General features: G+C 64.6%; 25 protein-coding genes. 17 read left to right on the forward strand and 8 right to left on the reverse strand.

What is annotated here, in order from left to right; translation table 11 throughout:
- Positions 1–95 precede the first annotated feature (95 nt).
- Entirely contained in the window at positions 96–611 is a 516-nt protein-coding gene (locus tag ATE64_RS19030; protein ID WP_197410185.1) for a hypothetical protein, read from the reverse strand.
- The gene (locus ATE64_RS19035; RefSeq protein WP_058456826.1) at positions 605–835 is read right to left on the reverse strand and encodes a helix-turn-helix transcriptional regulator; all 231 of its coding nucleotides are present in this window, start codon (positions 833–835) and stop codon (positions 605–607) included. Before ATE64_RS19035 ends, ATE64_RS19030 begins: the two co-directional genes overlap by 7 nt.
- 67 nt (positions 836–902) lie before the next feature.
- On the opposite strand from ATE64_RS19035, the gene ATE64_RS19040 reads away from it, so the two are divergent.
- From ATE64_RS19040 to ATE64_RS19050, 3 genes are read left to right on the forward strand one after another with little or no spacing between them, the layout of a single operon-like run.
- Positions 903–1,874 (forward strand): site-specific DNA-methyltransferase, encoded by a 972-nt coding sequence (locus ATE64_RS19040; RefSeq protein WP_058456825.1) that lies wholly within the window; start codon positions 903–905, stop codon positions 1,872–1,874.
- Positions 1,871–3,073, forward strand: coding sequence for a M20 family metallopeptidase (locus ATE64_RS19045; protein WP_058456824.1), 1,203 nt, complete (start codon positions 1,871–1,873; stop codon positions 3,071–3,073). Before ATE64_RS19040 ends, ATE64_RS19045 begins: the two co-directional genes overlap by 4 nt.
- Positions 3,070–3,315, forward strand: coding sequence for a GlsB/YeaQ/YmgE family stress response membrane protein (locus ATE64_RS19050; protein WP_058456823.1), 246 nt, complete (start codon positions 3,070–3,072; stop codon positions 3,313–3,315). Before ATE64_RS19045 ends, ATE64_RS19050 begins: the two co-directional genes overlap by 4 nt.
- On the opposite strand, the gene nadB is transcribed toward ATE64_RS19050, so the two are convergent.
- Both nadB and ATE64_RS19060 read right to left on the reverse strand, forming a co-directional pair.
- Positions 3,312–4,898, reverse strand: coding sequence for an L-aspartate oxidase (nadB, locus tag ATE64_RS19055; RefSeq protein WP_058456822.1), 1,587 nt, complete (start codon positions 4,896–4,898; stop codon positions 3,312–3,314). The two genes, ATE64_RS19050 and nadB, sit on opposite strands and share 4 nt — an antisense overlap.
- 98 nt (positions 4,899–4,996) lie before the next feature.
- Complete coding sequence (locus ATE64_RS19060; RefSeq protein WP_058456837.1) at positions 4,997–5,920, reverse strand: ABC transporter ATP-binding protein; 924 nt, start codon at positions 5,918–5,920, stop codon at positions 4,997–4,999.
- A gap of 112 nt (positions 5,921–6,032) precedes the next feature.
- Between ATE64_RS19060 and ATE64_RS19065 the strand changes: the two genes are divergently transcribed.
- The 13 genes from ATE64_RS19065 to ATE64_RS19125 all read left to right on the forward strand — a co-directional run bounded on the left by ATE64_RS19065 (position 6,033) and on the right by ATE64_RS19125 (position 17,960).
- Positions 6,033–6,596 carry a DUF4402 domain-containing protein gene (locus tag ATE64_RS19065; RefSeq protein ID WP_058456836.1) on the forward strand — a complete coding sequence of 188 codons (564 nt, stop codon included), beginning with the start codon at positions 6,033–6,035 and terminating at the stop codon, positions 6,594–6,596.
- A gap of 43 nt (positions 6,597–6,639) precedes the next feature.
- On the forward strand, positions 6,640–6,843 hold the full coding sequence (locus tag ATE64_RS19070; protein ID WP_058456835.1) for a zinc-finger domain-containing protein: 204 nt from the start codon (positions 6,640–6,642) through the stop codon (positions 6,841–6,843).
- A 381-nt stretch (positions 6,844–7,224) separates the two neighbouring features.
- Positions 7,225–7,785, forward strand: a complete 561-nt coding sequence (locus ATE64_RS19075) for a DUF4402 domain-containing protein (protein ID WP_058456821.1) — start codon at positions 7,225–7,227, stop codon at positions 7,783–7,785.
- Positions 7,786–7,824: 39 nt separating this feature from the next.
- Positions 7,825–9,267 (forward strand): metalloprotease TldD, encoded by a 1,443-nt coding sequence (gene tldD, locus ATE64_RS19080; RefSeq protein ID WP_058456820.1) that lies wholly within the window; start codon positions 7,825–7,827, stop codon positions 9,265–9,267.
- 210 nt (positions 9,268–9,477) lie between these two features.
- Entirely contained in the window at positions 9,478–10,674 is a 1,197-nt protein-coding gene (locus ATE64_RS19085) for a hypothetical protein (RefSeq protein ID WP_058456819.1), read from the forward strand.
- A 110-nt stretch (positions 10,675–10,784) separates the two neighbouring features.
- Positions 10,785–11,195: a hypothetical protein gene (locus tag ATE64_RS19090; protein ID WP_058456818.1), complete on the forward strand. Its 411-nt coding sequence runs from the start codon at positions 10,785–10,787 to the stop codon at positions 11,193–11,195.
- A gap of 7 nt (positions 11,196–11,202) precedes the next feature.
- The gene (locus tag ATE64_RS19095; RefSeq protein ID WP_058456817.1) at positions 11,203–11,778 is read left to right on the forward strand and encodes a DUF924 family protein; all 576 of its coding nucleotides are present in this window, start codon (positions 11,203–11,205) and stop codon (positions 11,776–11,778) included.
- Between the two features lie 28 nt (positions 11,779–11,806).
- The gene (locus ATE64_RS19100; protein ID WP_058456816.1) at positions 11,807–12,370 is read left to right on the forward strand and encodes a pyridoxamine 5'-phosphate oxidase family protein; all 564 of its coding nucleotides are present in this window, start codon (positions 11,807–11,809) and stop codon (positions 12,368–12,370) included.
- Positions 12,370–12,600, forward strand: coding sequence for a DUF2007 domain-containing protein (locus ATE64_RS19105; protein WP_058456815.1), 231 nt, complete (start codon positions 12,370–12,372; stop codon positions 12,598–12,600). The genes ATE64_RS19100 and ATE64_RS19105 overlap by 1 nt, the downstream gene beginning before the upstream one ends.
- A gap of 18 nt (positions 12,601–12,618) precedes the next feature.
- On the forward strand, positions 12,619–13,311 hold the full coding sequence (locus tag ATE64_RS19110) for an endonuclease/exonuclease/phosphatase family protein (protein WP_058456814.1): 693 nt from the start codon (positions 12,619–12,621) through the stop codon (positions 13,309–13,311).
- Between the two features lie 162 nt (positions 13,312–13,473).
- On the forward strand, positions 13,474–13,812 hold the full coding sequence (locus ATE64_RS19115; protein ID WP_003043080.1) for a P-II family nitrogen regulator: 339 nt from the start codon (positions 13,474–13,476) through the stop codon (positions 13,810–13,812).
- A 17-nt stretch (positions 13,813–13,829) separates the two neighbouring features.
- Positions 13,830–15,299, forward strand: coding sequence for an ammonium transporter (locus ATE64_RS19120; protein ID WP_058456834.1), 1,470 nt, complete (start codon positions 13,830–13,832; stop codon positions 15,297–15,299).
- A gap of 300 nt (positions 15,300–15,599) precedes the next feature.
- Positions 15,600–17,960 (forward strand): TonB-dependent receptor, encoded by a 2,361-nt coding sequence (locus ATE64_RS19125; RefSeq protein WP_058456813.1) that lies wholly within the window; start codon positions 15,600–15,602, stop codon positions 17,958–17,960.
- Positions 17,961–18,082: 122 nt separating this feature from the next.
- Here the strand turns inward: ATE64_RS19125 and ATE64_RS19130 are convergent, their stop codons facing one another.
- Both ATE64_RS19130 and ATE64_RS19135 read right to left on the reverse strand, forming a co-directional pair.
- A complete protein-coding gene (locus tag ATE64_RS19130; protein ID WP_058456812.1) occupies positions 18,083–18,664 on the reverse strand; it encodes a hypothetical protein in 582 nt (193 codons plus the stop codon).
- The gene (locus ATE64_RS19135) at positions 18,664–19,092 is read right to left on the reverse strand and encodes a VOC family protein (protein WP_058456811.1); all 429 of its coding nucleotides are present in this window, start codon (positions 19,090–19,092) and stop codon (positions 18,664–18,666) included. Before ATE64_RS19135 ends, ATE64_RS19130 begins: the two co-directional genes overlap by 1 nt.
- Before the next feature lie 41 nt (positions 19,093–19,133).
- On the opposite strand from ATE64_RS19135, the gene ATE64_RS19140 reads away from it, so the two are divergent.
- Entirely contained in the window at positions 19,134–19,676 is a 543-nt protein-coding gene (locus ATE64_RS19140; RefSeq protein WP_058800187.1) for a winged helix-turn-helix transcriptional regulator, read from the forward strand.
- 24 nt (positions 19,677–19,700) lie between these two features.
- On the opposite strand, the gene ATE64_RS19145 is transcribed toward ATE64_RS19140, so the two are convergent.
- Both ATE64_RS19145 and ATE64_RS19150 read right to left on the reverse strand, forming a co-directional pair.
- Entirely contained in the window at positions 19,701–21,287 is a 1,587-nt protein-coding gene (locus ATE64_RS19145; protein ID WP_058456809.1) for a GMC family oxidoreductase N-terminal domain-containing protein, read from the reverse strand.
- A 95-nt stretch (positions 21,288–21,382) separates the two neighbouring features.
- The gene (locus tag ATE64_RS19150; protein ID WP_156416642.1) at positions 21,383–21,676 is read right to left on the reverse strand and encodes a hypothetical protein; all 294 of its coding nucleotides are present in this window, start codon (positions 21,674–21,676) and stop codon (positions 21,383–21,385) included.
- Positions 21,677–21,678 lie beyond the last annotated feature (2 nt).

Here is a 21,678-nt window from a genome sequence, read left to right on the forward strand (position 1 = left end):
TGCTCGTCAGTCAGCCAATACAAATCACTCATCAGTCAGGCTCCTCACAGTGAGCCTGAATCACAGCGGCCTGCTCAAATCAATGGGTCCTGACCCTAGGCGGTGTGCGTCAAGCCTTGCTGGGGAGGGAAGCCGTAAATCAACTGGCCATTCTCGCAAACGAAGCGGGCTGGTATTTTGGGATTATTCAGGTCCCTCTTTCCTCGCTCCAACCAAGTTGCCTCCCACTTGGCAAAAAGTCCCTCAAGCTGAGGAGGAGACATGCGATAGACCGCAGACAACTCGATTCCACGATAGAAGGCGAACAGCCAATCGACTGACCTGAAGTGCCTCAAAATTGCATCGTTAAGATGATGGTGCGTCGAGAAGCTGCGGGTCAACGACAGGTTCATCGTCTTGATCTCAAACTCCCTTCCCGACCTGTCTATCGCGTCACTTCCCGCTCGACCTGCAACAATCGTCAAATCCAGCTCGATCAATAGCTGAAGAAGCTTCCCGCCGTTGTCCTGGAAAATGTCTGAAATCCCATGCGCGGAGGCGAGAGCCTGATACTCCCGTAACGCCGGGAACAAGCGATCGAGCCGCGCCTTGTCTTTATGTGGTTTCAGCATTCTTCTTGCCTTAGCAGTTCACTAACGCTGACGCCCAAAGCCACAGCCAAGCGCTCAATATTGTCCAGAGAGATGTTCCGCTCTTGCCTTTCGACCGAACCGACGAAAGTCCGATGCAAGTGAGCCAAATCCGCTAACGCCTCTTGACTCATACCCATCGATGAGCGCAGCCGACGCAAGTTCGTTGCCAGAATGTTCCTTGTGTTTCCACCCGATTTGTGCATGGTCACAGAGACGGCGCTTGATGCCTCTATGTCTACAGCATTTGAGTAGCAGTTAGGATGATTTTCGATGCAAAGTGCCTATCGAACTGAATTTGGTGAAGCTTTTTCAGGAGACTCACTAGATTTGCTTCGGCAGATGCAGAATGAAAGCATCGATCTTGTCATTACGTCACCCCCCTTCGCGTTACAGCGCGAGAAGGAGTACGGAAATAAAGATCAGGCAAGCTACATCGACTGGCTAACAGAGTTCGCCCAGCTTGTTTTTAAGAAACTGAAACCGAGCGGTAGCTTTGTGCTCGATCTTGGTGGCGCTTACCAAAAAGGCGCCCCTTCGCGTAGCTTATATAATTTCCGCGTGCTCATAAAGTTCTGCGACGAGCTTGGTTTTCATTTGGCTCAAGAATTTTTCTGGAACAATCCATCGAAGCTTCCGAGCCCCATAGAATGGGTGAATAAAAGAAAAATTCGAGTTAAAGACTCAGTAAATACAATTTGGTGGTTTAGTAAAACTGAATGGCCAAAGGCAGACATAAGCAAGGTTCTGGTTCCATATAGCGATCGAATGAAAAAACTTCTCGACAACCCTGATCGATATTATTCGGCTGCGCAGAGGCCGAGCGGCCACGGCATCTCAAAGGGCTTCGCTACGGACAATGGGGGTGCTATTCCGAGCAATCTCCTCAATATTGCAAACTCCGAAAGCAACGGTAACTATACGAAGGACTGTAAATTGATTGGGGCGCGGGTTCACCCGGCACGTTTTCCTGCCAAAATTCCAGAATTCTTCATAAAAATGCTGACGGACGAGAATGACTTGGTCGTGGATATATTCGGTGGTTCAAACACTACGGGTCGCGCGGCTGAAACTGAGGCCCGTCGCTGGATAAGCTGCGATTTGAACCCTGAGTATGTAGCCGCATCAGCACTGCGATTTTTGCCGAGCAGCATGTCCAAAGACGAAAAGTTCGACGTCTATACACGTATCGTGAATGGCGAGACTTTAGACTTACAGGACGATATGCCAATGGCTGCCGAATGAACGCTTCTAGTCCTTTTGTGGGGGACGCCGAAACTTTGCTCGGCGACCTCGTCGACCTCCGCCGCGCGATTCATCGCGAGCCCGAACTCGGGCTGCAGAACCCGAAGACGCTTGCGAAGATCAAGGATGCGCTCGCCGGGCTGCCGCTCGAATTTCGCGAGGGGCCATCGACGACCGGGCTGGTCGCGATCCTGCGCGGTCCCGCGAACGGGCGCACGGTGCTGCTGCGCGGCGATATGGATGCGTTGCCGCTGGTCGAGGAAACGGGGCTGGATTTCACGTCAGAGATCAGCGGCGCGATGCATGCGTGCGGGCATGATACGCATGTCGCAATGCTCGTCGGCGCGGCGAAGCTGCTCTGTGCGGCGCGCGACCGGCTGCCCGGCTCCGTGATGTTCATGTTCCAGCCCGGCGAGGAGGGGCATCACGGCGCGCGCTTCATGCTCGAGGACGGGATCATAGACCCGCTTCCCGACGCGGCCTTCGCGCTCCACATCATGCCCAATGCGCCGCACGGCATTTTCGCCGGGCGCGCGGGCCCGCTGCTCGCCTCGTCGGACGTGCTGTCGATCACCGTCAAGGGTGCGGGCGGCCATGCGTCGATGCCGCACGATGCGGTCGATCCGATCCCCGTCGCCTGCGCGATCGTCACCGCGATCCAGACGATGGTGACGCGCCGCATCTCGGTCTTCGATCCCGCGGTCGTGACGATCGCCAAGATCGCGGCGGGGACGACGAACAATATCATCCCCGAAACCGCCGAGATGCTCGGCACGATCCGCACGCTGTCGCCCGAACGCCGCGCGATGGTTGCGCGCGAATTGAAGCGCCTCGCCCCAGCGATCGCCGAAGCGCATGGCTGCACCGCCGAAGTCCAGATCGACGAGGGCTTCCCCGTCACCATCTGCGATGCACGCGCGGTCGCGTTCGGCCAAGCGGTCGTCGAGCAGACCTTCGGCGAGGAAGCCTGGCTGACGATGGACAATCCGGTGATGGGCGCCGAGGATTTCTCCTACGTCCTCGAAAAAGCCCCCGGCGCGATGTTCTGGCTCGGCGCGAGCGAGGCGGGGAGCGACTGGCGCCAATGCTGCGGGCTCCACAGCAACCATATGGTGCTCGACGAAAAGGTGATGGCGCGCGGCGCGGCGCTGCACGCGGCGCTCGCCGAACGGTTCTTGAACAAAGGATTCAACGCATGATCAACATCATCGGCGCGATCGTCTCGGGCCTGATCATCGGCGCCCTCGCGCGCTTCTTTTATCCCGGCGCGGTGCAGATGGGCTGGATCGCGACGATCCTGCTCGGCGTCGGCGGATCGCTCCTCGCGGGCTTCGTCACCTCGCGCGGCCGCGCCGACTTCCACCGCGCGGGCTGCCTCGCCTCCGTGATCGGCGCAATCGTGCTGATTCTCGTCGGACGGCTGCTCGGTATCGGCGGTTAAGGCACCAGTACCGTATCGCGCGCCTCGGCGAGCAGCTTCGGATAGTCGAGCGTGTAGTGCAGCCCGCGGCTTTCCTTGCGGTGGAGCGCGCTTTTCACGATCAGGTCGGCGCATTGCAGGAGGTTGCGCAGCTCGATCAGGTCGGTCGTGACGCGGAAGTGGCCGTAATAATCCTCGACCTCGCCGGTCATCATCTTGATCCGGTGCTGCGCGCGTTCGAGGCGCTTGGTCGTGCGGACGATGCCGACATAATTCCACATGAAGCGGCGGATTTCGGTCCAGTTCTGCTTGATCACGACCTCCTCGTCGGAGTCGGTCACCCGGCTCGCGTCCCACGGGCGGATCGCGGGCGGTACGTCGAGCTGGTCCCAGCAATGGATGATATGCTTCGCCGCCGCCTCGCCGAACACGAAACATTCGAGCAGGCTGTTCGACGCCAGACGATTGGCGCCATGAAGCCCGCTTTCGGTGCACTCGCCCGCCGCGTATAGCCCCGGCAGGTCGGTGCGCCCGTCGAGGTCGATCAATATGCCGCCGCAGGTATAATGCTGCGCGGGCACCACCGGGATCGGCTGCTTCGTCATGTCGATGCCGAGCGTCAGCAGCTTTTCGTATATGTTCGGGAAATGGCCCGCGACGAAATCGGGGTCCTTGTGGCTGATGTCGAGATGGACATAGTCGAGGCCGAAGCGCTTGATCTGATCGTCGTTCGCGCGCGCGACGATATCGCGCGGCGCGAGTTCGGCGCGCTCGTCATAGTCGGGCATATAGCGGTGGCCGGTGACGGGGTGCTTCAGGATGCCGCCCTCGCCGCGCACCGCCTCGGTGATCAGGAAATTCTTGACCTCCAGATTATAGAGGCAGGTCGGGTGGAACTGCATCATCTCCATGTTCGAGACGCGGCAGCCCGCGCGCCATGCCATCGCGATGCCGTCACCGGTCGCGCCGCGCGGCGCCGTCGAGAATTGATAGACGCGCCCCGCGCCGCCGCTCGCGAGGATCGTCGCACGGCCGACGTGCGCGTGGACCTTCCCGCTCTTCTCGTCGAGCGCATAGACGCCCCAGACGCGGCCCGAGCCTGAATAGCGTTCCTCGTGCCGGCCGGTGATCAGGTCGATGCACGCCTGTCCCGGCAGCAAGGTGATGTTGGGATGCGCCTCGGCAGTCTTCAATAATGCCGCCTGTACCGCCCAGCCGGTCGCATCGTCGACATGGACGATGCGGCGGTGCGAATGACCGCCCTCGCGCGTCAGATGCAGCGCCTCGGCTTCCTTGTTGAAGGGGACGCCCATCTCGATCAGCCGCAGAATCGCGTGCGGCGCATTCTCGACGACGAACTCGACCGTCTCGCGCCGGTTGAGTCCCGCCCCCGCGACCATCGTGTCCTCGATATGATTCTCGAACGTGTCGCCCGCGTCGAGCACCGCGGCAATGCCGCCCTGCGCCCAGGCGGTCGAGCCGCCGGTGAGCTCGCCCTTCGCGAGCACCAGCACGCGGCAATGGTCGGCCAGCGCGATCGCGGCGGTCAGCCCCGCGGCGCCCGAGCCGACGATGATGACGTCGTGGGAGAGATTTTCAGCCATTGGATTTCCGTTCGTGTCGAGCGAAGTCGAGACACCTCGCGACCTTGAGTCCCGCCGATGGGCATCTCGACTTCGCTCGATGCAAACGGAAAGAGAGGCTAGCCATTCGCCGCGCGGGTCAGGTTGAGGAAGACGTCCTCGAGATCGGCCTCGCGCGTCGAGACGTCGACGATACCGTGGCCCATCGCATTGACCGCGGCGAGCACCTCGCCCGCGTTCATGCGGTCCTTGTTGTAGCTGATCGCAAGGCCGCGCTCGCCCTCGCGCTCGACCTTCTCGAACGCCGGATGCGACGGCAGTACGGTGACATCGGCGTCGAGCGTCACGACGACGATCTTCTCGCGCGCCATGTCGACCAGTTCGCGCGTCGGTTTGTTCGCGATCAGCCTGCCATGGTTGATGATCGCGATCCGGTCGCAAAGCTCCTCGGCCTCTTCCAGATAATGCGTCGTCAGCACCACCGTGACGCCGCGGTCGTTGAGGCTCTGCACATACTCCCAAAGCTGCTGGCGCAGTTCGATGTCGACGCCCGCGGTGGGCTCGTCGAGCACGATGATCGGGGGCGAATGCACCATCGCCTTGGCGACGAGCAGGCGGCGCTTCATACCGCCCGACAGCGTGCGCGCATAGGCATCGCGCTTGTCCGACAGATGCACCGCGGCCAGCAGCGCATCCGAAATCCGCTTGTCCTTCGGAACGCCGTAAAGGCCTGCCTGATTTTCCAGCGTCTCGAACGGCGTGAAAAAGGGATCGAAGACGATCTCCTGCGGCACGATGCCGATCGAATATTTGGCGTTGCGGGGATCGGCGTCGATGTCGAAACCCCAGATGCTCGCATGGCCGCTCGTCTTGTTGACGAGTCCCGCGAGGATGTTGATCAAGGTCGACTTGCCCGCGCCATTCGGCCCGAGCAGTCCGAAGATCTGCCCGCGCGGTACGTCGAAACTGACATTGTCGAGCGCCTGCTTGCCCCCGGCATAGGTCTTGGAAACGGCGTCGATGCGGATGGCGGCTTCACTCATGGCCGCCTCCATAGCCGCGCGCCTTGCAGCGCGAAAGCCCTCTCGCGGCGGCGAATTCGAGCCGATCGCCGCGTTAACGCTAAATTGGAACCTCGTCGCTATCGGGGATGATGTGAGGACCAGCCACATCTTTCGCCCGCTGCGCAAGCAGCGCGGGCCCATCGCCCTTTCGGCCGCCATTGCGCTCCCGTTCGCCGCAACACCGGCGTTCGCGCAGAGCAGCACGCAGGCGCAGGCCGACGTCATCATACTCCGACCGCTCTCCTTCTTCCGGGTCAACGACCTCGATTTCGGCGATATCATCGCGTCGGGAACCGCGGGGACCGTGCGGCTCGCGCCCGACGGGACGCGCACCCGCACCGGCGGCGCGACGCTCGCCGGAAACGGCGGCGAACCCGCACGCTTTGCCGGGCTCGGCACCCCGAACCGTCAGGTCAATATCTCGCTCGGGTCGAACACGATCTGGATCACCGGGCCGGGTCCGCGGATGCGCGTGCGCGATTTCGAGATCGGATCGACCCCGACCGCGATCCTGTCGACGACGCCGACGCGCTTCACGATCGCGAGCGCGCTCGGCAACTATAATTTCCCGGTCGGCGCGACGCTCGAGGTCGGGGCGAACCAGACGCCCGGCGACTACAGCGGCACCTTCACGATCACGCTGAATTACCTCTGACAGGCGATTGCGGGCGGGCATCGCGCTTGCTAAAGGCGCGACGATGACCCAGCCCGCACCCCAGCCCGAGACGATCCGCACGCCCAAGACCCGCATCGCCTGCGACGGCACGGGCGACGGCCTTGCCAATGCCGCGCTCGGCCATCCGCGCGTGTGGCTGGAGATCGACCCCGACCAGGGCTTTGCCGACTGCGGCTATTGCGACCGGCGGTTCATTCTCGTCGGCGGTATCGCCGACAAGAGTTGAGCGCGACCGGCGGGGTCGCCGACCACGGCTAGGGTCAGGACCCATTAATTCCGCGATCGAGGCGTCGAAATGGCGAAGATATCGGGTTCGGGCGGGTGCAGCGGGTAGCATCGCTACCCGCAAGGCCGCGCGGGCCCGAGATCGAAGCCATTTCGGCGTCCCTGCGGGATTTGACCGATTTTTACCCATGGCTTCGTCGAAAAGTCTGGAAATATCGACATATTCCTGCGCCTTTTCTCCTCGCCCCAGGCAAAATCGCTTCAAACCTCGATCGCGGAATCAATGGGTCCTGACCCTAAGCTTAAGCGCGGATTCACCATCCCCGCGCATCTTCGATTCACGCGCCGACGCTATGGCTCTGTTCCAGACAGGAGCAGAATCGTGGGGATTCTCGGGACCAGCCATTCGCGAGCGGCGCTCCGCCGCCTCGCCATCATTTCCGTTGTCGCGGCGACCGCACTCGCATCCGCCCGGGCCCTCGCGGCCGACCAGACGGGCACGGCGGCGGTCGTCGTCGTGCGGCCCAACACGCTCGTCAAATCGGACGATCTCGATTTCGGCACGCTCGTGAGCGGCCCGACCGCGGGCACAGCGACGATCAATCCCGCCACCAACGTGCGCAGCACGACGGGCGGAGTGACCGCGGTCGGCACCCCCGCGCAACGCGCGGTGTTTCAGGGTACCGGCGGCATTTTCCTGATCATCGTGACCGGCGACAACAATGTCACCCTGACCCGCGCCGGCGGCGGCGGGTCGATGACCGCGACCCTCGTCCGCGCGATCACGACGAGCGGCGGCGGAATATCGATCCTCGGCTCGTCGGCGACGCTGCTGCCGAGCGGGGTGCAGACCTATTATGTCGGCGGCACGCTCACCGTCCCGGCGAACCAGCCCGCGGGCGATTACAGCGGGACATTCCAGCTCACCGTCAATTATCTCTGAGCGCTGGCGCCGCGGGACAGGCGCCCCTATATCGGGCGCATGACTAGCCCCACCGATCCCCGCCGCTTCCTCTATCGCACCGATGCACTCGACCCCGATCTGGCGCAGAAGCTCGCGCGTGAAGCGCTCGCCAAGGCCGACGACGGCGAGCTCTACCTCCAGTATCGCGCGACCGAGAGCTTCGGCTTCGACGACGGGCGGCTCAAGACGGCGGACTATTCGACCGACGCAGGCTTTGGCCTCCGCGCCGTGTCGGGCGAGATGACGGGGTTTGCGCACGCGAGCGACGTCAGCGCGGGCGCGATCCGCCGCGCCGCCGAAACGCTCGCGCTGCTCGATCCCGCTACGCAGGCCCCCGCCGGCCCGCCGCCGCGCACCAACCGCCACCTCTATGACGAGGCGAACCCGCTCGACCTCATCCCCTTCGCGAAGAAGGTCGAGCTGTGCCAGAAGGTCGACGCCGCCGCGCGCGCGCGCGATCCGCGCGTCGTGCAGGTCTCGGTCGCGCTCGCGGGCAGCTGGTCGGTGGTCGAGATCGTCCGCGCCGACGGTTTCCTCGCAACCGACATCCGCCCGCTCGTCCGCCTCAACGTCTCGATCGTGGTCGAAGAGAACGGCCGCCGCGAGAGCGGCTATTTCGGCCTCGGCGGCCGCTATATGTACGATCATCTGTTCGAAGAGGCGCAGTGGAACCGCGCGATCGACGAGGCGCTGAACCAGGCACTCGTCAATCTGCGCGCGGTCGATGCGCCCGCCGGCGAGTTCACCGTATTGCTCGGCCCCGGCTGGCCGGGCGTGCTGCTGCACGAAGCGGTCGGCCACGGGCTCGAGGGCGATTTCAACCGCAAGGGCACCAGCGCCTTTTCGGGCCGCATCGGCGAGCGCGTCGCCGCATCCGGCGTTACGGTGGTCGACGACGGCGCGATGGAAAGCCCGGTCGGCGGCGGCCGCCGCGGCTCGCTCAGCATCGACGACGAGGGCACGCCGACCGGCGAGACGATCCTGATCGAGGACGGCATCCTCAAGGGCTATATGCAGGACCGGCTCAACGCGCGCCTGATGGGGGTCGAACCCACCGGCAACGGCCGCCGCGAAAGCTTCGCGCACGCGCCGATGCCCCGCATGACCAACACCTTCATGCGCGGGGGCAACGACGATCCCGCCGAGCTCCTGAGCCGCGTCAAGAACGGCATCTTCGCCAAGAGCTTCGGCGGCGGGCAGGTCGACATCGTCTCGGGCAAATTCGTCTTCAGCTGCACCGAGGCGTACAAGATCGAGAACGGCAAAATCGGCGACTCGATCAAGGGCGCGACGCTGATCGGTGACGGGCCGAGCGTGCTCACCAAGGTCATGGGCATCGGCAACGACATGGCGATCGACGAAGGCATCGGCATCTGCGGCAAGGGCGGCCAGAGCGTCCCCGCCGGCGTCGGCCAGCCGACCCTGCTGGTCAGCGGGCTGACTGTCGGCGGGACGGCGTAACCCAATATCGTCATGCCGGGCTCGACCCGGCATCCATGACGCCATCGCCGCCATCGACCCCGGATCAAGTCCGGGGTGACGACTGTGGTGTGCGCCTGTGACCGCCCTCACTTGGCGCGGCGCGTTTCCCTGCTTATACCCCCTTCAAACACAAGAAGAATCGGGCCGCATCATCCGCGGGGGCAGCCTCCCCGCAACAGGGAGGATTTCATGCGTTCGAGCCTGCGTTTCGTTTCTGTCGCCACCATCGCCGCGATGCTCGCCGCCGTTCCCGGCTCGGCGCAAAAGTCGACCGGCCCCAAGGAACGCTATGAGATGGACGTCGCGACGATGTCGGGCTTTGCCGCGATGGCGGGCGGGCGCGGCGGCCTCGGCGGCGCGATGAGCATGGCTTTCGGCGGCGATCCCAACAACCGCGTCGCCTACCAGCTGCTGCTCCGCCTCGGCTCGGGCCAGGCGCCGACCGCGCCGCCGCCGAAGGGCGACCATTTCTTCCAGCCGCAGGCGAAGCTCGGCAAATCGGTGCCGCTGGTCGCGCCCGAACGCAAGGAAGGGACATATCCGACCGAATTCGAACGGCCTAAGGGCCGCCTGCTCCTCTACTGGGGCTGCGGAGCGAAGGCCGGTCCCGGCCAGCCCGTCGTGATCGACTTCGCCAAGGTCGCCGCCGGACAGGTTCCTCCGAACCTCTTTTCGAGCGCGGTGCCGGTGATCCGCGAGGTCAGCCAGGCGAACAGCAAATCCTACGTCGACTGGCCGAACAGCAAGGGTGGCAAGCAGCCCGGATCGGGATCGTCGCTGCTCGGCGCGCACCGCGTCGCGAGCAACATCGGCTCCGACATCAATTTCACCCTCGCACAGGACTATATGCAGGGGCTCAGCGCCTCGACCGCGATCCAGGGCGACCAGTCGGTGATGATCCGCTGGAATCAGGTGCCGAACGCGACCGGCTATGTCGCCTGGACGATCGGCGGCATGGACCGGCAGGACAAGGGCGGCGACATCGTCTGGTGGACGAGCAGCGCGTCGCAGCAGTTCGGCGGCGGCCTGTGGGACTGGCTGCCGCCCTCGGTCGTGGCGAACCTCATCACCAAGAAGATCGTGATGCCGCCGACGCAGACGAGCTGCCAGATCCCGGCCGAGGTCAAGAAGGCGTCGGGCGAGATGATGCTCGGCAACCTCAACGCCTTCGGTCCCGAAGCGAATTTCTCCTATCCGCCGAAGCCCGCGGGCAACGCGGTGTGGAATATCGACTGGACCGCGAAGGTGCGCTTCCGCTCGCATACGATGCTGCTGATCGGCGCCGACTTCGGCGGCATGGGCAGCTCCGGCGGGGGCACACCCGCCGAGCCCGAGAAGAAAAAGAAGTGCAAGGGACCGCTCGGCATCCCGCTGCCGACCTGCTGACCGGCCGGGCCGCGCGGTCAGGGTCAGGGCCCTGATCGCCGGTCATTCCCGGTTCATCGGACTTGGTATATAAGGCGCGCGGGTAGGGTTATTCAGACAGGAGTCGCATCATGCGCCCCATAATCCTTACGATCCTTTCCGCCGCTGTTCTCGCAGCCGCTCCCGCAGCAGCCTCCGCGCGCGAAAGTCTCGCCCCCGAAGACCAGCTCGCCAAGCTGCTCAAGGACCGCGTCGCGGGCGAACCGCAAAATTGCATCACGCTGTCGAGCGTCACGAGCAGCCAGGTGATCGACAAGACCGCGATCGTTTACAAGATCGGCGGAACCTATTGGGTCAACCGGCCGAAGGGCGCCGAATCGCTCGACGACGACGATGTGCTGGTGACCAAGACGACGGGTAGCCAGCTTTGCAGCATCGACACCGTCCAGCTCCACGATCGCTCGAGCCATTTCTGGACCGGCTTCGTGTCGCTCGGCAAGTTCGTCCCCTATCGCAAGGTCAAGACCGCGTCGGGCCAGTAAGCGCAGCATGGCCGACGAAACGCAGGGCGTCCCGTCGCCGCCCGCCGACTGGGCGGCGCGGCTGCTTGTTTTCTGGTTCGACGACCACGGCATCGACGACTGGTACGGCGGCGGCGCAGCGTTCGACGAAGCGGTCCGCGACCTCGCAGGCGACTGGCACGATGCGCTCCGCGCGCTGCCCGCCGACCATTTCCTGACCGATCCCGACACCGCGCTCGCCGCGGTGATCCTGTTCGATCAGGTGCCGCGCAACATCTATCGCAACCACGCCGACGCCTTCGCGACCGACGATCTCGCCCGCGCGATCGCACGCGGGATCGTCGCGCGCGGCTGGGACCGGAGCTTGCCCGAGATCCGGCGGCCGTTCGTCTATCTCCCCTTCGAGCACAGCGAGGATATCGCCGACCAGCGCGAATCGCTGCGGCTGATGAGCCAGCTCGCCGACCCGATGTTCGGTACCTATGCCCGCAAGCATTTCGACATCATCGACCGCTTCGGCCGCTTTCCGCACCGCAACGCGGCGCTCGGCCGCGCGACGCGGCCCGGCGAGGAAGCGGCGATAGAAGAGGGCAAGGATTGGTGATAGGGCCGGAGGGATACGGAGAGCAGCCATGGCAGACTTCACCGATACGCTGACCGACAAGCATATCGCCTTCATCGAGAGGCAGCCGGTCTATTTCACCGCGACCGCTGCGAGCGAAGGGCGGATCAACCTGTCGCCCAAAGGCTATGCGGACAGCTTCCGCGTATTGTCCGACCGCCAGGTCGCCTATCTCGACCTCGGCGGATCGGGCAACGAGACCCACGCGCACCTCGCCGCCGACGGGCGCATCACGATCATGTTCTGCGCCTTCGACCGCAGCGCGCTGATCCTGCGCCTCTATGGCCACGGCCGCGCGGTGTTGCCACAGGATGCCGAGTGGGATGCGCTGGCCGCGAATTTCACCCTGCTGCCGGGCACACGCCAGATTTTCGTCATCGACGTCGAAAGCGTCCAGACCAGCTGCGGCTGGGGCGTGCCGATGATGGAATTGAGCCAGGAGCGCGAGACGCTGCAGAAATATCACCGCCAGGCCGACCCCGACTTGTGGGTCGAGAAATTCCGGGAGCGCACGAAGAGCATCGACGGCCTGCCGACGCGCGCGACCGACCGCTATTTCGCAGGCGAAGCCTGATGGCGCTCGTCGAACTCGTCCGCCTGCCGAGCGGCGCCGAGGCCGAATTGCTGCGCGGCCGGCTCGAAAGCGCGGGCGTCCACGCCGTCTGCTTCGACGCAGGGATGAACATCGCCGAGAGCGTCGGACTGCTGATCCCGGTGCGCGTGATGGTACTCGACGAGGATCTGGCGGATGCGCGCGCGTTGATGACCGAATTCGAGGCGGTCGGGAACGGAAGCGCCGCCTGAGCGCTTGAAAAGCAGGTCATGATCAAGGTCGCCTCCTACAATATGCGCAAAGGCATAGGGCTCGATCGCCGCCGCGACCCCGGCCGCGTGCTGTCGGTGCTCGGCGAACTCGACGCCGATATCGTCGCGCTGCAGGAAGCCGATCGCCGGTTCGGGACGCGCGCGAGCGCGATCCCGCCGCATATGCTCGCCGAACATAGCGACTATGAAGCCGTCGAACTGACCGACCGGCCGCACAGCATCGGCTGGCACGGCAACGCGCTGCTCGTCCGCAAAGGCGTCGAAGTCGAGGAGAGCCACGCCCTCCACCTGCCGACGCTCGAACCGCGCGGCGCGGTCGCCGCGACCTTGCGGATCGGCGGGCAGCGGTTGCGCGTCGTCGGCATGCACCTCGACATTTCGGGGCTCCGCCGCCGACAACAGGCGCGTGCGATCCTCGACCATGTGGGCGCAGGCGAACCCTTGCCGACGATCCTGATGGGCGACTGCAACGAATGGCGGAACCGCGGCGGCTGCCTCGCGGACTTCGGGGCGCAGCATCACCTGGTCGACACCGGCCACAGCTTCCACAGCCGCAGGCCCGTGGCGAAGCTCGACCGCATCTTCGCCTCGCCCGAGCTCGAGCCCGTCGATGCGGGCGTGCATCGCAGCGCGCTTGCCGCGCGCGCGTCGGACCATTTGCCGATCTGGGCGCGCTTCAAGGCCCGATAATGCCTAAAATTTAGGCAAAGCCCTGCCTCGCTTGCCCAATCCGCGAACGATTACGTCTCTCGCGGACTCCAAAACCGTCACAAAATGTTAACTTTTGCGCACCCCGCGCAATCTGGCACGGCTGTTGCACCGCAACATGAGCCATAAGCAAAAGGGGGCATCATGAAGCTGATCCTGGCTATCATCAAACCGTTCAAGCTCGACGAGGTGCGCGAAGCACTGACCGGGCTCGGCATCGCCGGCATGACCGTCACCGAGGTCAAGGGTTTTGGCCGGCAAAAGGGGCAGACCGAAATCTACCGCGGTGCCGAATATGCAACCAACATGGTCCCGAAGGTGAAGATCGAGCTCGTCTGCGACGACGCGCTCGCACCGCGGGTCGTCGAAACGCTGCAGCAAAGCGCCGGGACCGGGTCGATCGGCGACGGCAAGATCTTCGTCCTCGACGTGGGTCAGGCCGTGCGCATCCGCACCGGCGAGACCGGCGAGGCGGCTCTCTAATGACGAAGGGGGAAAATATGACGTTCGCAAACAAGATTGCGGCGAGCGCGGGGGCCGCGGGCCTCGCGCTGTTCGCCGCGCTGCCCGTATGGGCGCAGGAAGCGGCGACGGCGGTCGCGGCGCCTGCCGCGCCGGCCGCCGAAGCGGCAGCGCCCGCCCCGTTCGTGCCGACGGCCGAGATGGTGAACAAGGGCGACGTGGCGTGGATGCTCGTCGCCTCGGCGCTCGTACTGCTGATGTCGGTGCCTGCGCTCGCGCTCTTCTACGGCGGCCTTGTGCGCGCCAAGAACATGCTTTCGGTACTGATGCAGGTGCTGACGATCGTCTGCGTCGCCGCGCTGGTCTGGTTCAGCTGGGGCTATTCGATGGCCTTCACCTCGACCGGCTCGCCCTTCCCGGCGCTGTTCGGCGGGCTCGACAAGGCCTTCCTTGCCGGCGTCGACGTCAACACCTTCGCCGCCACCTTCTCGAACGGGGTCTATCTCCCCGAATATGTCTTCGTGATCTTCCAGATGACCTTCGCCTGCATCACGCCGGCGCTGATCGTCGGGGCGTTCGCGGAGCGCGTGAAGTTCACGCCGCTGATCATCTTCACGGTGCTGTGGATGACCTTCGCCTATTTCCCGATCGCGCACATGGTCTGGTACTGGGCCGGACCGGACTTCCTCCACGCCGCGCCGACCGATTACGGCCTGCTGTGGGGCTGGGGCGCGCTCGACTTCGCCGGCGGCACCGTCGTCCACATCAATGCCGGTATCGCCGGTCTGGTCGGCTGCCTCGTGATCGGTCCGCGCATCGGTTACAACACCGAGCCGATGCCCCCGCACAATCTGGTCATGACGATGATCGGTGCCTCGTTGCTGTGGATCGGCTGGTTCGGCTTCAACGCCGGCTCGGGTCTCGAAGCCAATGCCTTCGGCGCGCTGGCTTTCATCAACACCTTCGTCGCCACAGCGGCGGCGGGCGTTGCCTGGGCGGTCATCGAGCAGATCGTGCACAAGAAGCCGTCGCTGCTGGGTGCGGTTTCGGGTGTCGTCGCCGGTCTGGTCGCGATCACCCCGGCGGCGGGCTTTGCCCACCCGGGCACCGCGATCATCCTCGGCGCCGTCGCCTCGCTGGTCTGCTTCTTCTTTGTCACCACGGTGAAGAAGAAACTCAAATATGACGACTCGCTCGACGTGTTCGGCATCCACGCGATCGGCGGCATCGTCGGCGCGATCGGCACCGGCTTCGTCGCCAACCCCGCCTGGGGCGGCCAGGGCTGGATCGACTATACCGCGCCCGTCGCCAAGGCCGGCGAGTTCGATCTCGCGGGTCAGGTGATGACGCAGATCTGGGCCGTCGGCACCACCGTGCTGTGGACCGGCACGGTCAGCGTCGTGCTGTTCCTCGCGCTCAAATATACCATCGGCCTGCGCCCGTCGAAGGACGTCGAGCAGGAAGGGCTCGACCTCGCCGAACACGGGGAGCGCGCCTACAATATGTAACGAGACAGGATACCCGCCGCCGCTCTCTCTCCTCTTTCAATCGGCGGCGGGATCCTACCCGGGTTCCTCCTGCGAACCACTGGCCGGGACTTGTTCCCGGCCATTTTTTTCGATTGTGGTCGGCCATTCATTGGCCGGCCTCTTTCTTGCGCGGCCTTTTCTGACCGTGGCCGCGATGCAACAGCGCCAAGCCATTTTTTCGGGCCCGATTCGTCCCCCATTGCCTTGCTCTCCGCAAAAGCGCAGCATCGTTACACGCCGGGGCAACATAGCCCCGCGGAAAGCAACTGGGAGGACATCATGGTTCGCACGACCCTGCTGGCGGGGCTTTCGACGCTCGCGCTCGCCATCACCACCAATGCGGCGGCGCAAGAGACACCCACCGAAACCTATGGCAATGACATCATCGTGACCGCGACCAAGCGCGACACGAGCATTCAGGACATTCCCTTCTCGATCAACGCGCAGACCGCCGAGGATATCCAGAAATCGGGCGCGGTCACGCTCGAGGATCTCTCGCGCAATGTCGCGGGTCTGTCGGTCCAGAACCTCGGCCCGGGGCAGAGCCAGGTTTCGGTCCGCGGCGTCTCGGCGGGGCAGGTCGTGCGCGACCAGCCGGGCGTCAAGGAGCAGGTCGGCGTCTATCTCGACGAAAGCGTGATCTCGCTCTCGCTCTTCACCCCCGACCTCGACCTGTTCGACCTGAATCGCGTCGAAACGCTGCGCGGTCCGCAGGGCACGCTCTTCGGTTCGGGTTCGGTGGGCGGTACGATCCGCTACATCACCAACCAGCCGAAGCTCGGCACGGTCGAGGGCGCGGTCGAGGGCAATATCAACCTCGTCGACGGCGACGATATCGGCGGCCACCTGAAGGGCGCGATCAACCTGCCGCTCGGCGACAAGGCGGCGCTCCGCGCGGTCGGCTATTACACGCGCTACGGCGGCTTCATCAACGCGATCGGCCCGGCGGGCGGTGACGATATTAACAGCGGCGAACGCTATGGCGGCCGTCTCGCGCTGACCTTCGAGCCCAGCGACAATTTCTCGATCACCCCGCGCATCGTCTATCAGAAGGTCAAGGCCGACGGCTTCAACCGGCAGGAGATCTACAATCTCTATGCCAATCAGTTCACGACCACCCGGCCGCAGGTGACCTTTGACGAGCGCGAGCAATATCTGTTGCTGCGCGAGGCGTTCGAGGACGAAACCTTTCTTGCCGACCTCAAGATCGACGTTGGCCTCGGCGGCGCGAAGCTGACCTCGGTGACGAGCTACATCAACCGCGACATCCTCGTCAGCCGCGACGCGAGCGCGCTGACCGGATCGGTGTCGGTCGACCTCGGCTTCCCCGATGCCGCGGTGCTGCTGCCGTCGAACCTCGTCGATACCACCGACCTCGAAACCTGGACGCAGGAAGTCCGGCTGGCGTCGGACAATGACAGCCCGTTCCAGTGGGTGGTCGGCGGCTTCTATTCGAAGATCGACCGCGTCTATATGCAGCGCCTGCCCACCCCGGGTTACGATGCCTTCACCGACGCGACGCTCGGCGCCGGCACCTCGGCGGCGGTCGCGAACGGCTTCCCGGCCAATTCGCCGTACAACGCCGACCTGCCCTATGATATCAAGCAGTTCGCGATCTTCGGCGAGGTCAGCTACGACATCACCGAAGCGCTGACCGCGACGGCGGGCGGCCGCTATTACGACTTCAAGGAAACGCGCAGCTTCACCTCGGGCGGCCTGTTCGCCAACGGCGACCGCCGCACCGACAGCACCAAGTCGGACGGCTTCACCCCGCGCTTCCTGCTGTCGTACGACGTGGCCGACAATGTGACGGTCAACGCGCAGGCGTCGAAAGGCTTCCGCCTCGGCGGCGTCAACGATCCGCTCAACCTGCCGCTCTGCTCGCCCGCCGACGCGGCGCTGTTCGGCGGCTTCCAGAGCTATGACGACGAAAGCCTGTGGAACTACGAACTCGGCGTGAAATCGGGCGGCCGCGGCTTCACTTTCAACGCCGCGGGCTTCTACAACGACATCAAGAATCTGCAGGTCACGCTCGACGCCGGCAGTTGCTCGTCGCGCATCGTGTTCAACGTGCCGAAGGCGCATTCGATGGGCCTCGAATTCGAACTGGGGCTGAACCCGACCGAAGGGCTCGATTTCAACCTGTCGGGCAGCATCATCGAGGCCGAATTCGACACCACCCTGCCCGGCGCACTGACGACCGCGACGGGCATTCGCGACGGCAACCGCCTGCCGTCGGTACCGAAGTTCCAGTTGTCGGCCTCGGGCAGCTATGAATTCCCGGTCTCCGACACGGCGAAGGCCTATGTCGCGGCGTCGTTCCAGCATGTCGGGACGCGCTACACGCAGCCGGCGGACCAGGAAAACAACCCGCGCACCTTCGTCCACGGGCTGCCCTTCGGCGGCGCGCCGGCGAATGCATCGACGACGGTCGATCTCGAACTACCCGACTATCAACTCGTCAACCTCAGCGCCGGGGTCGACTTCGACAATGGCCTGTCGCTGATCGCGTACATCAACAATGTGTTCGACGAGAATGCGCTGCTCTCGTTCGATCGCGAGCGCGGCGGGCGTGCGCGGCTCGGCTATTCGGTCGGCCAGCCGCGGACCTTCGGGATCACCGCGCGCAAGACCTTCTGAACGGTAAAGGGAGCGGGCTTCTCTTCGCAGACATCCGCTCCCGAAACTGCACAAAAGACTGCACAATTTTTAGGCGCGGGTGCCGCAATTTTAGCCTTCCCAACATGACATTAATATGGCATTCATTGCGTCAACAGTTTCAGGAGGGGAGAGCCTGAAAGGCTGGGCCGGGACGAAAGTTCCGGCCCTCTTTTTTTGTGCGCAGCAAATTGCTGCGCTCCAAACTCCCTATTTTCAGCCATTTGTGCGGCGATAGCGCAGCATGGCGAACAGCCGCCAGCTCCCGTCTTCCTGCAGAATCGAATCGCGACGGTCAGTATTCCGCCCTCTTCGAGAACATAGGTGGAGCGCCCGATCTCGACATCGGCGCTGCCCCATTGCGTCCACCATGCTGCACCCGAAATTCCGCCCGCGACGGGCCGGGTCCGACCATAGCTGTCGGCCCATTTTCCGCGCACGCGGCCCTTCGCGTCGAACGCATAATTTGCATCGGCCGAATATTGGACGGCCGGCGTTCCACCGATGCTCAAGCGATAGGCAAGGCGCGTCGCCCCGCCTCCGTCCGGCGCAATGTCGAGCGTTGCCGTCGCGGGCTTTCCGAACGCCTGCCCTTCCCCCGTCCAGTGGCCGTGCCACGCGGCAAGCGACGGCGCTTCAGCGGGTACGGCGGGGGCGATGAGCGCGGCGGCCCACCAGAGCGACATCACGTCGCCATTTCCGACTGCGAGAACATGAAGGCATTGCCATCGGGGTCGTAGAAGGTGAGCAGCTTCACGAGGCCCGGAATATGCTGGATGTCACCGTCCTGCCGGACGCCTTCGCCATCGAGATGCGCCTTTGCCGCCTCGATATCCGCGACCTCGAACACGTTCGTCGCGCCGCCGCCCTGCGTCACGGCTTCGACCTGGCTGAGCCCGATGTTCACCCCGGTCATCGGCGTCGCCAGTTCGCACCAGCCAATCGCGTCGGCGCGGTAGAGCAGCTTGCACTGCAGGACGCGCTCGTACCATAGGATCGACGCGTCGATGCTCGTGACGCCCATCGAACAGGTGAGCTCGGATCCGATCTGAAGCGCCATGTCATTCCCTCCCTTGCCGAAGCCGCGCGCCGACCGGAGAATCGCCTCGGCCATATCGCTTGCCTCTATAGTCCGGTTTGTATAGTTAGTTGCAAATGCGGTCAAGCAAGCCCGACCCTCTGCTCGCCCAGCTCGGCAGCCATCGCTGGCTTGTCCCGTTGCTCGCCGACCTCGCGGCGCACAAGGGCGCCCGCTTCGTCGAGCTGATCCAGCGGCTCGGTCTGTCGCGCGACAGCCTGACGCGCACCCTCGACGCCGCAGCGGCGATCGGCTGGGTGCAGCGCAACCCCGGTCACGGCCATCCGCTCCGCCCCGAATATATCCTGACCGAACAGGGTCAGGCCGCCGCCGCGCGCGCCGCAACGATTGCCGAGGCGCAGGGTGCGATCGGCCTGCCGCCGGGCGCCGCGACGCGCTGGGGCCTGCCGCTCGTCGCCGGGATCGGCGCAGGACACGACCGCTTCAATGCGCTCGCGCGCCTCCTCGCGCCCGCGACCCCCCGCGCGCTGTCGCAGGGGCTGACCGCGCTCGGCAAGCATGGGCTGGTGACGCGCGAGATCCTCGACCTGCGCCCGCCGGCAAGCCGCTACGATCTGACGAAGAGCGGCGCGCTGCTCGCCGCTGCCTGTGCTGCGTGAACACCGGCGAAAGCCGGGGTTCACTCAAGCCAGCGCCGCCTTCACGAAATCGGCCGCGCGTTCGCCGATCATGATGCTCGGGGCATTGGTGTTGCCCGACACCAGCCGCGGCATGATGCTCGCATCGGCGACCCACAGGGCGTGGATGCCACCCAGCTTCAGCGTCGGATCGACCACCGCATCGGCATCGCTCCCCATCCGGCACGTCCCCACGGGGTGATAGACGGTGTCGGCGCGGCTGCGGATCAGCGCGTCGAGCGCGGCATCGTCGTCGATGTCGACCGGATGCCGGTCGACGCCGGAATAGTCCGAAAGCGGCGGCGCGGCGACGATGCGGTGCATCATCCGTACGCCCGCCCGCAACGTCGCGAGGTCGCGCTCGTCGGTCAGGAAACCCGGATCGATCACCGGCGCCGCCGCCGCATCGGCCGACGCGAGCGTCACCGACCCGCGGCTCTCGGGACGCAGCACGCAGGCATGGACCGAAAAGCCGTGCCCCTTCACCTTCGTCCGCCCGTGATCCTCGAGCATCGCGGGGACGAAATGATACTGAATGTCGGGCGCGGGCAGGTCGGGCCGCGATTTCCAGAAGCCGCCCGCCTCGGCGAAGCAGGTCGTCATGATCCCGGTGCGCCGGGTGCGATGTTCGAAGATCGCCTTCACCATCCGCCATGTGCCGGCTAGGCTGTCGCCGAGCGGATCGGTCGAGCGCGTTTCCCAGCTCGACACATAGTCGATATGGTCCTGCAGGTCGGCGCCCACCGCCGGACGGTCGGCGACGATGTCGATCCCCTTGTCCCTGAGGTGCGCCGCGGGCCCGATCCCCGAGAGCATCAATATCTGCGGGCTGTTGAACGCCCCCGCCGACAGGATCACCCCGCCGCGCGCGCGCAGCGTCTCGCGTTTCGATCCGCGCCGGATCACCACGCCGGTCGCGCGGCCGTCCTCGACGACGATCTTCTCGACCAGCGCCCCGGTGCGCACCGCGAAATTGGCCCGCTCGCGCAGCGGTTCGACATAGGCGCGCGCTGCCGACCAGCGCTCGCCCGCCCTCTGCGTCACCTGATAGAGGCCGAACCCCTCTTGGTTGGCGCCGTTGAAATCGGCCGTTCGCGGCAGTTGCAGCGCCGCCGCGCTCTCGACGAAGCGCTTGCTCGTCACATTGGGCCAGCGCTGGTCCATGACGTTGAGCGGTCCATCGGCGCCGTGGAAGTCGTCGGCGCCGCGCTCATTTCCCTCGGCGCGCTTGAAATAAGGGAGCACGTCGGCATAGCTCCACCCCGTCGCGCCGAGCGACGCCCACTGGTCGTAATCGAAGGCATGGCCGCGGATATAGACCATCGCGTTGATCGCGCTCGACCCGCCGAGCCCGCGCCCGCGCGGCTGGTATCCGGTGCGTCCGTTCAGCCCCTTCTGCGGCACCGTCTCATACCGATAGTTCGACGCGTCGGGGATGAAGGGCATGAAGCCCGGCGTCTTGACCCGCACCGTGTCGTTGCGCCCGCCCGCCTCGACCAGACAGACCGTGCGGGTGCCATCCTCGGCGAGCCGCCCCGCCGCCGCACTCCCCGCGCTGCCGCCGCCGATGACGATGATGTCGAACTGATCCATGCTATCGACTCTCCCTCGTGCCGCCTGCAGCGGTCACCCGGATGCTTACATGAATGTCATTAGCGAGCGAAGCAAGCTGCGAGATGCAGCAGCCGTCAGAGACAGTTGCCGTTAAGGCAGGCAATGGCGAGGATGATCAGCGGAATGCTGAGCACTGCCGGGATCATCAGCATCGCGCAGCCGCCGGCGATGAGCCGGCCATCACCCTGTCGCCATGCAAGAGCCGCGCCCATCAAATAGAGCAACACAGCGCCGATGATCAGGTAGCCGGAAAAACCAACGGTAACGTCGACACCGGCATAGGCGCCTAGGAGGATAAGAATCAGCGGGACGGCTCCTGCGACCAGCGCGACCATATCCCAGTGTTTCCAACGTGCGACGCCGTTCATAG

Source organism: Sphingopyxis sp. H073 (genome assembly GCF_001468395.1).
Taxonomy (GTDB): domain Bacteria; phylum Pseudomonadota; class Alphaproteobacteria; order Sphingomonadales; family Sphingomonadaceae; genus Sphingopyxis.